The 15,033-nt window shown below is 48.1% G+C and carries 12 protein-coding genes; all 12 read right to left on the reverse strand.

Annotated features, from left to right (window positions below; translation table 11 throughout):
- Positions 1 to 24 precede the first annotated feature (24 nt).
- The gene (locus tag V7Q33_RS12235; RefSeq protein WP_331982906.1) at positions 25 to 1,455 is read right to left on the reverse strand and encodes an NADH-quinone oxidoreductase subunit N; all 1,431 of its coding nucleotides are present in this window, start codon (positions 1,453 to 1,455) and stop codon (positions 25 to 27) included.
- Positions 1,442 to 2,995: an NADH-quinone oxidoreductase subunit M gene (nuoM, locus tag V7Q33_RS12240; protein WP_331982904.1), complete on the reverse strand. Its 1,554-nt coding sequence runs from the start codon at positions 2,993 to 2,995 to the stop codon at positions 1,442 to 1,444. The genes V7Q33_RS12235 and nuoM overlap by 14 nt, the downstream gene beginning before the upstream one ends.
- Before the next feature lie 12 nt (positions 2,996 to 3,007).
- The gene (gene nuoL, locus V7Q33_RS12245; RefSeq protein WP_333820019.1) at positions 3,008 to 4,894 is read right to left on the reverse strand and encodes an NADH-quinone oxidoreductase subunit L; all 1,887 of its coding nucleotides are present in this window, start codon (positions 4,892 to 4,894) and stop codon (positions 3,008 to 3,010) included.
- A 54-nt stretch (positions 4,895 to 4,948) separates the two neighbouring features.
- The gene (nuoK, locus tag V7Q33_RS12250) at positions 4,949 to 5,257 is read right to left on the reverse strand and encodes an NADH-quinone oxidoreductase subunit NuoK (RefSeq protein WP_331982900.1); all 309 of its coding nucleotides are present in this window, start codon (positions 5,255 to 5,257) and stop codon (positions 4,949 to 4,951) included.
- Positions 5,254 to 5,775, reverse strand: a complete 522-nt coding sequence (gene nuoJ / locus V7Q33_RS12255; RefSeq protein WP_331982898.1) for an NADH-quinone oxidoreductase subunit J — start codon at positions 5,773 to 5,775, stop codon at positions 5,254 to 5,256. The genes nuoK and nuoJ overlap by 4 nt, the downstream gene beginning before the upstream one ends.
- 250 nt (positions 5,776 to 6,025) lie before the next feature.
- A complete protein-coding gene (gene nuoI / locus V7Q33_RS12260) occupies positions 6,026 to 6,541 on the reverse strand; it encodes an NADH-quinone oxidoreductase subunit NuoI (RefSeq protein WP_331982896.1) in 516 nt (171 codons plus the stop codon).
- Between the two features lie 31 nt (positions 6,542 to 6,572).
- Positions 6,573 to 7,520 carry an NADH-quinone oxidoreductase subunit NuoH gene (gene nuoH / locus V7Q33_RS12265; RefSeq protein WP_333820020.1) on the reverse strand — a complete coding sequence of 316 codons (948 nt, stop codon included), beginning with the start codon at positions 7,518 to 7,520 and terminating at the stop codon, positions 6,573 to 6,575.
- A gap of 20 nt (positions 7,521 to 7,540) precedes the next feature.
- A complete protein-coding gene (nuoG, locus tag V7Q33_RS12270; RefSeq protein WP_333820021.1) occupies positions 7,541 to 10,273 on the reverse strand; it encodes an NADH-quinone oxidoreductase subunit NuoG in 2,733 nt (910 codons plus the stop codon).
- Positions 10,274 to 10,370: 97 nt separating this feature from the next.
- Entirely contained in the window at positions 10,371 to 11,693 is a 1,323-nt protein-coding gene (nuoF, locus tag V7Q33_RS12275; RefSeq protein ID WP_331982890.1) for an NADH-quinone oxidoreductase subunit NuoF, read from the reverse strand.
- Positions 11,694 to 11,789: 96 nt separating this feature from the next.
- Positions 11,790 to 12,254 carry an NADH-quinone oxidoreductase subunit NuoE gene (gene nuoE / locus V7Q33_RS12280; RefSeq protein ID WP_331982888.1) on the reverse strand — a complete coding sequence of 155 codons (465 nt, stop codon included), beginning with the start codon at positions 12,252 to 12,254 and terminating at the stop codon, positions 11,790 to 11,792.
- Between the two features lie 89 nt (positions 12,255 to 12,343).
- Complete coding sequence (nuoC, locus tag V7Q33_RS12285; RefSeq protein WP_331982886.1) at positions 12,344 to 14,092, reverse strand: NADH-quinone oxidoreductase subunit C/D; 1,749 nt, start codon at positions 14,090 to 14,092, stop codon at positions 12,344 to 12,346.
- Positions 14,093 to 14,224: 132 nt separating this feature from the next.
- Entirely contained in the window at positions 14,225 to 14,869 is a 645-nt protein-coding gene (locus tag V7Q33_RS12290) for an NADH-quinone oxidoreductase subunit B (RefSeq protein WP_333820022.1), read from the reverse strand.
- Between the last annotated feature and the right edge of the window lie 164 nt (positions 14,870 to 15,033).

Consider the following 15,033-nt stretch of genomic DNA (forward strand, 5'->3'; position numbering starts at 1 on the left):
TAACGATTAACGTGTAACGGATAACTACAGCACAGAGCGTATCAACGCCACCATTCCCTCCGGGCTAACGCCAATCCAGAATAACGACAGCGCGAGTATAGCCATGGTAACACTGCTCACAATATATACCAGCGGACGAAGTTCTTGTACAGGGCGTGACTCCTGTTGCTGATCGAACATGACAGCAACCAATCGTATATAGTAATACAAACCGATAACGCTGTTTATCACCAACGCCACTACGAGTAGCCAGCGGTGTGTATGTATACCGGCGGCGATCACATAAAATTTACCGACAAAGCCTGCGGTGAGTGGTATACCAGCCAATGAAAGTAATGCTGCACTGAATACAATGGCGGTGAGCGGGCGTCTCCAGAGTAAGCCGCGGTAATCTTCGAGTCGTTCGGCATCACGTTCTTTGTCCGACAAGGTTGCCAATATACCGAAAGCTCCCAGCGTAGTGATAAAATACGCTACGAGGTAAAAGATCATCGCTTCTATACCGAGCTTTTCTCCGGCCAGAAATGCTACCAGTAAATATCCCAGGTGTGCGATAGACGAATAGGCCAGCAGGCGTTTGATATTGGTTTGTCGTAAAGCCAGCACATTGCCGATGAACATGGAAGATATAGCGAGTATGGTAAAGATCAGGGTGAAAGAGCTATACTGATAGCCGTTGAGTGCATTGAAGAAGCGCACCAGCAACGCTACCATCCCTCCTTTTGATACGGTAGCTATAAAAGCCGTTACAGGGGCGGGCGAACCTTCGTATACATCGGGCGTCCACATGTGGAAGGGTACTACACCGAGTTTGAAGCCGATCCCTACGATCATCATGCAAAAACCCACTACAACCATCAGCGGCATTTCATGTGCCTGTGTGAGCCACGCCGCTATACCGGAAAATTCCATCGATCCTGTGGTGGCATATACCAGCGCCATACCGAACAACAAAAATGCTGATGAGAATGCTGCCAGGATGAGATATTTTATACCGGCTTCGTCAGAACGTTCTCTTTTGCGCAGGTAAGCGATCAATGCATACAACGATACGCTGAGAATTTCGAGCCCGAGAAAGAGTGATACAAAGTGATTGCTGATTACCAGTATAGCAGAGCCCATGGCGGCCAGAATAATCAATATATAGTATTCTTCCTTTCGCTCTTCGCGTTGCTCAAAGTAAGCATACGATATCAATACCACTACGAGTGTTGTGAGCAATATAAGGCCAATATTAAATATACCGAAGCCATCGATGATAAGCAGCGGCTCCACAGACTGCAGGTGATGCCGGCTATACGTGGTGAGGAAGAAGAAATCGACCAGGAGTGAAAGCACGGTGATCACAAAAATTACTTTGTGATTTCGCTTTACCGAGATCGAAAAGAAAATGAGGATGGCGGCACTGGACAGTATCCACAGGGGAATGAGGCTTAGCAAATCACTTTTGTTCATGGCGGCTGGATTGAGTCGTTAATGCAGTTTCAAATACAGTGTGCTTATCAACAGCGCGGTGTAGCGCAGCATGATTGCCGGCATGCAGGTTGTTGGCAACGGTCGGTCGCGCCGTATCAATTACCGGCTGAGGAAAAAGCCCGAGCCAGAGTATAACAATACATAATGGCACCAGTATAAATTTCTCGCGAAGCGAAAGATCATGCAATGCATGGCCGCTCGCTTTTCCAAGAAATACTTTTTGCATAATGCGCAGTGAGTATGCTGTAGCAATCACCAACCCCGCTGTAGCAATAATGGTAAGGGTGTGGTTTGCCTGCCAGCTACCGATCAGTGTGAGAAACTCCGCTATAAAATTTCCGAGTCCCGGAAGTCCGAGCGAAGCCATGGCAAATATCATGGCGATAACGCCCATGAAGGGAGCGCGTTTCCATAAGCCTCCCATCTGTTCAAGATCGCGGGTATGGATACGTTCGTATAGCGCACCTGCGAGTATAAACAATGCACCGGTGCTGATGCCGTGCGTGATCATCTGCATGACTACACCCTGCATGGCTAGCTCCCGAAAGGCAAATACACCGAGGATGACAAAGCCCATGTGACTGACGCTGGTATAGGCGATGAGTCGCTTGAGATCGGTTTGTCCGTAGGCCTGCAACGCACCATATACTATACCGATTACACCAGCCAACATGGCCCAGGGTGCTATAGCGGCTGAGGCAGCAGGGAACAATGGCACTACAAAGCGAATCAATCCATACGCACCCGTTTTCAAGAGTAGGCCTGCCAGCAACAAACTTCCGGCTGTAGGTGCTTCCGTATGTGCATCAGGGAGCCAGGTATGCAGTGGCACTACGGGTAATTTCACTGCGAAGGCGGCAAGAAATCCCAGCATCAGCCAACGCGAAGTCTCTGGCGACATGGTTGTTCCCAACAACGTAAAGTAATCGAAACTATAGGTATTGGTCTGATCGCCATGAATGAAATATAGCGCCAGAATGGCAAGCAGCATCAACAAGCCGCTGGCTTGCGTAAAGATGAAAAATTTATAGGCAGCATATTGCCGGTTTTCATGGCCCCATATACCAATGAGAAAATACATGGGTATCAGCATCACTTCCCAGAAGAAATAAAACAGAAAGAGATCCATGGTAAGAAATACTCCGGTTATACCGGCCAGTACCCACAGGAGATTGAAATGAAAAAATCCGATACGGTATTGTATCTCATTCCAGGAGATCAACACAGCCAGCATACCGAGAAAGAACGTGAGCACCAGCATCAGCAGACTGAGTCCATCCAGTGCCAGGTGAAAATTTATACCGAAGCTCGGTATCCAGGGTATATATACATCACGCAGCCATGAATTTGTGAGTGTCATGGAGAGGCCTTCCTGTATCCATATCGTGAGAATGATCGCGAAGTCGGCTGTAACAGCAAGCAAGGAAAGCCAGCGGCATGCAGCAGCATTCCAGCGCGCTGCAATTCCGGCTGCGATTCCTCCCACCATGAGTATTACGATCAGCAATATCAGCATCATAACATTCGTGTTTTAAGGTTGAATGAACAGACTGATGGTAATGATCAGGATGGCGCCTGCTACAATACTCATAATATACCAGCGGAGTATTCCGTTCTGCGTTCGCACGAATGTGCTGTTAAAATATTCGGTAATGCGAACGATCAGGGTATAGAACTTGTCTATCACATCATGCTTATTCCACTGCGACAGGTATACGAAAGGGCGCACGAATACAATATCATACAGAGCATCTATATCCCAGCCGCGCAGCCAGAACTGATGCACACCAAGCGTGGCGCTCTTCAGTTCATCGGCAAGCTTCGGTTGCTTTATGTAAAATATATAGGCTACATATACGCCTCCCAGCGACAATGCCATCGCAATCAACTGTAAAGTCCATTCCGTGCTTTCCACACCTTCACGCAACGGTGCAGCAGGCAACAACGGACTGAGTATATCCGAGAAAATCGTAACGTGCCCTAATGTATGAGGCAGTTCGATGAAGCCTCCTGTCAACGATAGCACGGCAAGGATCATGAGCGGAACCGTCATACGCTTCGCCGGTCGATGACTTATGTGTGTTTTTGCCTCACCGAAAAAAGTGATGAACACCATGCGAAATGTATAGACTGCGGTGATGAATGCACCTGTTAACGCAGCGAGGAAGAACCAGAGATTGCCTTTCTCACCGGCCCAGGCAAGCCAGAGTATCTGATCTTTACTATAGAATCCTGCGGTAATAAAAGGCAGCGCAGCCAGCGAAGCCGCACCGATCAGAAATGTATAGTATATCACGGGCATCTTGTTGCGTAAGCCGCCCATGCGGAACATATCGTGTTCATGATGAAGCGCCATAATTACCGCGCCTGCTGCGAGGAATAAAAGCGCTTTGAAGAACGCATGAATCATAAAGTGAAATACAGCGGCTGACCACGCTCCCACGCCCAGCGCCAGAAACATATAGCCAATCTGGCTAATGGTAGAATAGGCAAGCACGCGCTTGAGATCGTATTGTGTTAATGCGCTACACCCCGCCAGTAACAACGTAACAGCACCAATGATGCCCACCCAAAGCTGGGCCAATGGCGCCAGTTCATATATACCATGCATGCGTGTTATCAGGTATACTCCGGCTGTTACCATGGTAGCAGCATGGATCAATGCACTAACCGGTGAAGGGCCAGCCATCGCATCGGGAAGCCAGGTTTGCAACGGAAGTTGTGCCGATTTACCAACAGCACCTCCCAGTAACAGAAAGCCAACAAGCACAGCGGTGGAAGCACCTACCGTCCACACCTGCGGTGCCTGCAAAAGTATATCCTGTATATTCAATGTATGAAAGACACTGAACAGTATAAATAACCCGATGGCCATGGCAGTATCGCCTACCCGCGTCATGATAAAGGCTTTGCGTGCGGCATAGCCGTTCTTCTCTTCGCTATACCAGAAGCCAATGAGCAGATAACTGCAAAGCCCTACTCCTTCCCAGCCAAGATATAGCAGCACGAGGTTATCGGCCAGCACGAGTATGAGCATGGAGCAGACGAATAAATTCAGGTACGCGAAGAAGCGTGTAAATCCTTCATCCGTCTCCATAAATTCTGTAGAGTATATGTGAATGAGAAATCCAACGAAGGTGATTACAAAAATGAACACCAGCGATAATGAATCGAGATAAAATGAAATTGCTGTGGACAGGCCTTCTACCTGGAACCAGTTCCATGCTGTAAATCTATAGAACGCCTGGCCGGAAGAAAGAAATTCATAGCCGGTAAGCAACGTGATTACGGCGGAAAGTCCTACACTGCCTGCCCCGATCCGCGCGGCAACACGATGGGATATCCGCGACCCGGTAATGATGAGAATCAATGCCCCGAGAAATGGCAAGGCGGGAATTAGCCAAAGTATATTGAGCATACACGATGATTTAGATCGAACTACTGCGTGCCATATATATTAAGTCACTCCTTACTATCCGTGCATCTTGTCGGCAGCATCACTGTCGAGTGTCTTCAACTGATGATAGATCTGAAGTATCAGCGCCAGGCCCACTGAAACTTCAGCGGCAGCCATCGTTAGTATAAAGATGAACATCACTTGTCCATCGGCTTGTACCCAGCGCGAACCTGCTACGATAAAAGCAAGACCTGCGGCATTCAGCATGATCTCCACTGAGATCAGCATAAAAATGATGTTGCGCCTGACCAACACACTGATCAGACCGAGCATGAACAACACACCCGCAAGCAACAATCCGGATTCTATTGGTAATGCATTCATTCTTCTACTTTTTCAAGAAAACGATGTACTACTTTTCTTCTTTGTCTTCCGAGGTGATAGGCACCTACTATACCGGCCATCAGCAACAACCCGCTAAGCTCCACACCTATAATATAGGGGCCATACAACGAAATGCCCACAGCCTTGGCGTCTACTGCCTGGTTTGCAATCGGCACCGTACCGGAAGATATCAGTACATATACCAGCTCTCCCAGTAACACGACCGAAAGTATACCGGGGCCAATCCATATATTTTTAGAAAACCATTTTTTCTCCTGCTCCACTGACTCTTCTTTAAGATTCAGCATCATGATTACAAAAATGATCAACACCACAATAGCACCGGCATAAATGATAACTTCCAACGCTGCTACGAATGGAGCGCCCAGCATAAAGAAAATTACCGCCACGGCCAGAAACGATACCACCAGGTATAGCAGTGCATGAATCATATTATACCGCGTAATCACCATGATGGTGGCGAGTATAGCGATGGCTGATGTAATGTAGAAGGTCATGGGATGTTCTGTTGGTTGCGTTAACTGCTTTAAAATGTGATTGTCTTTTAGGAGCTGCTGGCTTCTGGCTGCCAGCTGCTAGAGGTGTGGGAGTGAGGAAAGCCGCCAGCCACAGGCTACTCGCTTCTGGAGGGTGAGTGAGGTGAAGTGCATACGAGCTTTTTAAACTTTAAACCAAATCCTTATATCAAAAATCAATCGTATCCTCAGCACCAACTACTAGCAGCTAGCAGCATGAAGCCAGCAGCTTCTACGGAAGTATACTCTTCACGTCCACCGGCTCCAGTTCATTCTCGGCTTCACCTTTGTCTTTGCCTCCTATAGCCATACCGGCTACTTTGTAGTAATTATAGCCGGGATATTTACCCTGACTATTGATGAGTAGATCATTTTTTTCATAGACAAGGTTCTGGCGATTGTACTCTCCCATCTCGAAATCAGGGATGAGTTGTATCGCATACGTGGGGCATGCTTCTTCGCAGAAGCCACAGAAAATGCAGCGGGAGAAGTTGATGCGGAAAAACTCCGGATAACGTCTGCCGTTTTCATCTTCGGTTGCCTGCAAGGAGATGCAATCTACGGGGCACGCGGCTGCACAGAGGTAACATCCTACGCAACGTTCACCCATATCGGGATCACGCGTTAGTACGATGCGACCGCGCCACCGTGCCGGTAATTTTGCTTTCTCTTCAGGGTATTGAATGGTGGCACGTTTGTGAAACATGTGCAAAAACGTGAGCCACATGGTACGGATGATGCTGAACATATATAGCCTGCTGAATTTTTTATACTATATACTATTGCTCGTTCCAGAGAATGATACCGGCTGTTATCATCAGGTTAAGTAATGACAGCGGTAACAGTATCTTCCAGCCAAATTCCATGAGCTGATCGTAGCGCGGGCGCGGCAGCGAGGCACGCAGCAAAATAAAGAGCGCTATAAAAGCAAACATCTTTACTACAAACCACACAATGGGAGGAAGAAATGCCGGCCCGAGCCAGCCACCGAAGAACAGACAGGTTACCATGCAGGAGATGAGCATGATACCGATATACTCGCCCACGAAGAACATTCCGAACTTCATTCCGGAATATTCGGAGTGAAAGCCGGCAATCAATTCACTTTCTGCCTCCGGTATATCAAAGGGCAGTCGATGTGTTTCGGCTATACCGGCAATTAAAAAAATCACGAACCCGAGAAACTGCGGTATAACAAACCACATCCCTTTCTGTGCATTGACGATATCCTGTAAACTGAATGAGCCGGTCATCAACACCACGCCCATCAGCGACAATCCCATGAACACTTCGTAGGAGATCATCTGTGCGGCGCCACGCATGGCACCGAGCAATGAATATTTATTATTCGATGCCCATCCGCCCAAAATTATACTATACGCGCCCATCGATGACATGGCGAGGAAAAACAGTAAACCTATATTCAGGTCAGCCACAATAATGCCGGGTGAAAAGGGTACGATCACAAAGCTCATCAGTACACTGATCACAACTATAGCGGGCGCGAGTATAAATACTTTTTTATCGGAGAATGGTGGCACCCAGTCTTCCTTGAAGAAAAGTTTCAAGGTATCCGCCAGCACCACGAGTACTCCCAACGGGCCTGCGCGGTTCGGGCCATAACGGTCTTGCCATACGGCCAGCAGCCTGCGTTCCAGCCAGATCAAGCCGGGCGCTACAAGCAGTAACCCTCCCAGCACAGCAACAACAATTAATAATGGCGACATTACTTTACGTGTTTAAGTGTTTATGTTTTTATGTGTCTGGGTTGGGGAGTGGGTATATAGGTAGCGGTAGATGGGCGTGTGGTTGCCCACTCCGGCAACTCTGCATACGGTATACCTTCGAAGCCATAGGGAACGCCTGCCACTCCGTGTGGTATCTCCGTTGTTATTCGTACAGGTAGTGAGTAGGTATGCGCACCAATATGTAACGTGAGCAGGTCGCCATCCTGCAATTGCAGGTTTAAGGCATCATCCAAATAGACCAATATATAGGGCGCTTCAATGCGCTCCGCCACCGAAGGTGAACGCGCACTCAATTCTTCCGATCCGAAAATATGATATACCGGCATCACCCACAGGTGGTCTTCCATGGGACGAAATGCTTCGGGTATACCTTTGAAATACTCAACTATTTTTCCAGCTACCGGATTCAGCAATCGTATACCCGGATCACCACCGCGCAATGATGCGCCTATCTCCTGCTGATATTTATTAACAGCTTGAACCGAGTTCCACCCCGGTGACCAGAAGAAAGGTATCATGGAAGAAGGCGGTTGGCCTCTATAACCTTCCATGGTATACGAGAGTGGTGAATCAGGGTCTTCCGGTGGCCTGGGCTCGCTTACATTCTTGTTGGCATTCATCGCGGTGCGGCCACTATAGCGATGTGGCTCACGCGGTATACGTTGTCCGGCCAACCGGAAGCCGGGAGGCGGAGATATAGTTTCAATGCCTTTGAGCAGCGCCTCTTCAATTGCCATAGCATTGGTTACATCTTCATAATTCTTCCAGGCATTCATGCGTTTGTTACCGGCACTGCATCCTATATTGAGCAACCAGCGCCAGCTCTCCTGAATTACATCGGTGGCTTCATATACCTGGAAGAAGCGCTGTGCTCTTCCTTCGTTGTTTACCAGTATACCATCCGACTCGGCAAATGTACCCGCCGGTATTACTACTTCTGCACGTGCGGTAGTAGCATGTACAGAATGATCCAGTACAACAACATGTTTGCAGGCATTCAGAAAAGCATCTATATCTGCTGCGTGACCGTGGCGGTATAGATCGTTCTCTAACACAATCACAGTATCGGCATGACCGTTCAATACAGCATTGAATGCAGCATTCAGCCGGTGACCGCCCATCATGGCGAGTCCGAGGGAATTACATTCAAGCATGGTAAACACGAGGCCCGTCTCTGTATTCTTTTTATGAAGCGCTCCGGCAATGTTAGCAGCAGCTTTCATGAGCACATCGCTCTGGCATCCGGCACCGGATATAATGACAGGCTTTTTCGCAGCCGACAATGCCTGGGCTATTTGTCTTGCGAGGACTTCTATGTCTTCGGAAATAGACTCTACTTCCGGAGACTCATTATCTATAGCATGTGCAACGGCCATGCCGAGTCTGGCAATATCATCCGGCGTTGCATGATAGGTAGTGGTGGCCAGTTCATCTAATTTTGTTGTATGCAGGCTGGCTATATATAGCGGTCCCTTTTTATCCTGTACAATGCCACGCACGGCAGCATCATTCCACAATGGCACATGTATCTGTGCCGCAGCTTCCGATGGCTGCTGGCGCACCGCCTGTCGTACGGCCAGCGCCAGTATAGGAGCTGTGTTGGTTATATCTTCACCCAGAATAAAGATTGCATCGGCATCTTCCACTTCGCGCGTAGATGGTGTTCGCACGGGCCCTTCGCCCAATATGCGAATGGCAAGCTCTGCCAGGTCGTGTTCATTATCTGAAACACCGTGGTAAAAATTCTGATCGCCTACCAACGCCTTTAAAGTAAAATTAGCCTGCAGCGATGCACGCGGTGAACCTATACCAATGACGTTGGTATTTTTCAACAGCGCAGACACTTCTGTCAGCACCGCCTGCCGGTCAACAACCTGCTGACGAATGACTGGCTTCCGAATGCGCTCGCGTGTATTGACAAATTCATATCCGAATCGTCCGCGATCACACAGGAAGTAGCCGTTTACTTCACCATGGTAGCGGTTGGCAATCATTCGCAAAGTACCGTAACGTTCCCCCGCGATGGTGTTGCAACCGATGCTACAATGCTGGCAAATGGATGGCGCCATGGTAAGGTCCCACTTGCGCGTATAGTGTTGCTTGAGTGTTTTGTCTGTAAATACACCGGTGGGACAAACTTCTGCGAGGTTACCGCTAAATTCATTTTCAAGCACGCCATCTTCCGCCCGGCCAAAGTATACATTGCTGCGCGATGCAAATACATCGAGGTCTTTACCGCCTGCATAGTCTTTGTAGAATCGCACACAGCGATAACATTGTATACAACGATTCATTTCATGATTGAGGAACGGACCGAGATATTGATTTTGATGCGTGCGTTTCTTAAACCGGAACCTGCGATAGTTATGGCCGGTCATTACCGTCATATCCTGTAAATGACAGGAGCCACCTTCATCGCATACGGCACAGTCGTGCGGATGGTTGGTCATCAGCCACTCGATTACGGTGCTGCGAAATTCTTTCGCTTCAGGATCATTGACTGATATATACTGGTTGTTCGCAACGGGCTCCATACACGACATCACCAGTCTGCCCTTCTGGTCATTTTCATCTTTATATAGTTTTACAGCACATTGCCGGCATGCTCCTACAGAACCCATGGCAGGGTGCCAGCAGAAGTATGGAACATCGAATCCCAAAGTAAGGCACGTCTCCAGCAGGTTTTTGCCGGAAGGGATTTCGTAAGGTTTATGGTCAATGTATAGTGTCATGTTTCGGAAGTGTTGATGTGTTGGAGTGTTGAAGTGTTTGCGTGTGTGCGTGTTTAGGTGTGTACGTTCGGGAGATAAAACGTGTGTTTAGTCATCGCTATAGTTTAGAAATGTCGGTTATGAGGTTTTGTTTTTTGGGGAGGCCGGTGGTTAGGGATTGATTTTTCAGGGCTTCGGAAATATAGTCTTCGAAGTCTTTGCGAAAATATTTGATGGCACTTTGTAAAGGCTCCATGGCTCCGGGGGCGAGCGCACAGAAAGTGTTGCCGGGGCCTAAATATTTAGTATGAAACTCAAGCAGGTTTATATCACCTGCTTCTCCCTTCCCTTCCTGCAAAGCATGCAGTATCTTTTCAATCCACGGCAATCCTTCGCGACAAGGAGTACAAAAGCCGCACGACTCTTGTGCAAAGAAGTGTATCAGGTTTTTGACGAAGCCTACTACGGAAGTTTTATCATCCAGTACAATCATGGTGCCTGTACCCAGGCGACTGCCGGCGGCTGCAACCGAAGCATAATCCATCTTTACATCCAGGTGCTGTTCTACTAAAAAATCAGTAGAGGCGCCACCGGGTAAAACACCTCTGAATTTTACCCCGTCTTGCATGCCACCCGCATGCTCTTCGATCAGCTCGCGTACGGTAACTCCCATCGGTAATTCCCACAGGCCGGGATGTTTTACTTTACCACTTACGCCATATAGCTTGGTACCTGCATCATTCGTGCGACTTAATTTCTGAAACCAGTCGGCTCCTTTATTGACGATGTGCGGTATACAACTCACCGTCTCTACGTTGTTTACAATAGTAGGTCTTCCGAACAATCCACTCACTTGTGGAAAGGGTGGCTTAGCGCGTGGTGTAGCCCGTTTTCCTTCGAGAGAATTCAGTAATGCTGTTTCTTCGCCGCACATATAGCGGCCTACACCGGTATGCAAATGCATTTCGAGGTGATAGCCCGTACCAAGTATATTTTCGCCAAGGTAGCCGGCATCGTAGGCTTCCTGTATAGCAAAGCGCAATGTATTCGCAGCTTCCTTATAAGCCCAGCGTAAGAAGATAAACGATATATCAGCCTGCAAAGCAAATGCCGATACAATCATTCCTTCAATCAATTGATGAGGAGCACTCTCCAGCAGCAGACGATCTTTAAATGTACCGGGCTCCATTTCATCGGCATTCACAATGAAATATTTAGGCGATGGCGCATCCATCGGCACAAAGCTCCATTTCAGTCCTGTGGAGAAACCGGCTCCTCCTCTGCCCCGCAGATTCGATTCCTTCACTACAGTCTGTATATCTTTAGGAGTCATCTCTTTCAACGCTTTCCGCACAGACTGATATCCACCCATCTTCTCATACTCTCCCAGCGATAGCGGCCTGCGGTCGGCACGAATATGTTCTGTTAGCGGTCGTTCCATATTGAAAAATAGTTATGAGCTTTTAGCTGTGAGCTGCGAGAGTCTCATCTAAAACCTTTCTCCTTTGGAGAAGGGTTTTAGATGAGGCTACATTCGCTAAGTATATTTCTCCAGTATCTCTTTTACCTGTTCAACTTTTATATCACTGTATAGATCGTGATCGATCATCAGCGCGGGGGCATGATTGCATATACCGAGGCATGGATTCGGCAAGAGCGTAAAGCGATTATCGGCTGTCGTCTCGCCATACTTGATGGACAGCTGCTGCATGATAGCTTCGCGTATATTCTCGTATCCCATTACCCAGCATGATATACTGTCGCATATCAGTATAATATGCCTTCCTACCGGCTTGCGGAAAATGAGATTGTAGAATGTAGCTACTGAATCCAGTTCCTCTGCCGACATGTGCAGATACTCGGCTATATCTTTGAGACTATCATCCGATATCCACCTTCGGTGCTCCTGCACTACCTTCAGCGCCTCAATACAAGCCGCCTTCCGATACGGCACCACCCGAATCGCTTCTTCTATTTCGTGTACTTCTTCGAGGGAAAGCATTTCTTTATGTGTTGATGTGTTGGGGTGTTGAAGTTAGTGGTTTCGGGTATTTCACTTAAATACCTGAACACATCAACACTCCAACACGATTAACGGTCAATATCAGCAAGCACATAATCCATCGCTCCGAGGATGCTGAGCATGTCGGCTACGGTATAGCCTTTGCTGATGTAGGGCAGCATCTGCATGTGGGGGAATGATGGCGTGCGGACTCTTACACGATAGGGCGATGTGTTGCCATCACTTATCGCATAATAACTGTTGGCTCCTTTGGTTGCTTCAATGCAACTCATCGCTTCGCCTGCAGGAATAACCGGGCCCCAGCTCACACCGAGAAAGTGTGTGATGAGGGTTTCGATATCCTTCATGGTATGTTTCTTTACCGGAGGTGTTGCCAGCGGATGATCAGCTTTATAGTCACCATCGGGCATATACTTCAGGCATTGTTCAATAATGCGCAGGCTCTGGCGCATCTCTTCCACACGCACTACAGCCCGATCGTAGCAATCGCCGTTGTGCGCAATGGGTATATCAAAATTGAATTTATCGTAGCCGGAATAAGGTTGCTTCTTCCGGAAGTCCCATTCAAAACCACAGGCGCGGAGTCCTGGTCCGGTAACGCCCCACTCGATGGCTTCTTCTTTGGTAAATATACCGATGCCTACGGTACGGGCCTTGAATATACTGTTCCTCATGACCATGGCATCGTATTCTTTCAATCGCTTCGGGAAGTAGTCGATAAAGTTTTTCACTAACGTCTCCCAGCCTTTCGGCAGATCCTGCGCTACACCGCCTATACGAAACCAGTTCGGGTGCATGCGTCCTCCGCATACTGCTTCTACTACATCAAAGATTTTTTCACGATCGTTGAACATATAGAACACCGGAGAGAGCTGCCCTATATCCTGTGCAAAGGTTCCATACCACACCAGGTGACTGGCGATGCGAAAGAACTCACACATCATCACGCGAATTACCTGGGCACGCTCGGGCACTTCTATACCCGCCAGCTTTTCTACGGCAAGCAGGTAAGCCAGATTGTTATTTACACCACCGAGATAATCGACACGATCGGTATACGGTATATACGTATGCCATGATTGCCGCTCTGCCATCTTCTCTGCACCGCGATGGTGAAATCCTATATCCGGCACAGCATCCACTATATCTTCGCCATCGAGTTGCAATACAATGCGCAGCACACCGTGTGTGCCGGGGTGTTGCGGGCCGATGTTGAGGAACATGAAATCAGAATCTTCCTGTTGTGTTTTCATGCCCCAGTCTTCCGGACGGAATTGCAATGCAGCCTGCTCGCGATCCTGTTTCTCATCAAACAGCCGAAAAGGTCCCATCTCCGTTGCACGTGCCGGATGTTCTTTACGCAGCGGATTACCTTCCCACGATTCCGGCATCAATATCCTGCGCAGGTGCGGATGACCATCGAAGCGTATACCAAACATATCGAACACTTCACGCTCATACCAGTTCGCATTCGCCCACAGCTTCGTGATGCTGGGCACGGTAGGAAACTCTCCCTTGAGGGCAACTTTTAAGCGAATGAAACTATTCCGATCAAATGAAAAGAGGTGATATAACAAAGTAAAATTATCGGAGGGATAATCGGAGTCACGTTTACGACTTCGTTCGTCAATGGCCGAGAGATCAAATAACAATATATAGGGCTTGGGAATGCCCGTTTTCAGGAACTGTAGTATATCTTTTATTTTGCTGAACGGAATCCATACCGTAACGATATCGTCTTTTGCGGCTTGTACGGTAACGGCATCGTCACCAAACTGCCGCTGCAAAAGTTCTGTTGGATTACTGCTTGTTTCCATGGCGAAGAGAATTTTAAATTCACTCCGGCTGCGCTTAAGAAGAAAATTTTGCAAAGAGAAGATCGATCCTATAGACAAGCTTCAGTCCCCTCCTTGCAAAATAGATGGGCCGTATGTAGCGAAGTCGGAACGCTATATTTCCTCGGGTGTACGGAACGTTACCATTTGTTGCCGTGCTTCCCGTTTGGTTTCCTTCACTGATATTTTTTCAGGCTTGATTACACCTTGCTCGCCGATCACCCAACTCAATGGGCGTTTTTCTTGACCAACACTTTTTGAAAGCAACACCAGGCCTTCCATAAAAGCATCGGGCCGCGGAGGACATCCCGGTACATATACATCTACCGGCATAAATTTGTCAACTCCCTGTACTACACTATATATATCGTACATGCCACCGGAATTGGCGCACGATCCCATTGAAATTACCCAGCGCGGTTCCATCATCTGTTCATAGAGTCGCTTGATAATTGGTGCCATTTTGATGAAAACAGTTCCGGCAATGATCATAACATCTGCCTCGCGCGGTGTGCCCCGAATTACTTCTGCACCAAAGCGCGCCACATCATATTTAGGCGTCATGCTCGTAGCCATCTCCACAAAGCAGCACGATAGTCCAAAGTGAAAAGGCCACATCGAATTACGCCTTCCCCACGCCAACAGGCTTTGCATGCTGGTAAGCATTACACTTTGCTTTACCGCTTCTTCCATTGAGCTCGTGCCTTGCACGGCAGCACCGGAACCATTTCCATTTGTATGTGAAAGCCACCAGTTCATGTTTTTCTTGATAGTTCTATGTTCGTAGTAGTAACGTGTGGGGAAGCTGCTGGCTACCGGAGTATAGTTTTACATTCGTTGATCGGTGTTCCTTGTTCGTTATTCGGTTAAGAGCTGCTAGCTACTAGCTGCTAGCTTCTAGAGGTCCGAGCCAGCGGTATAGT

Origin of the sequence: Ohtaekwangia sp. (assembly GCF_036786105.1) — a bacterium.
In the GTDB taxonomy this organism is placed as follows: Bacteria; Bacteroidota; Bacteroidia; order Cytophagales; family Cyclobacteriaceae; genus Ohtaekwangia.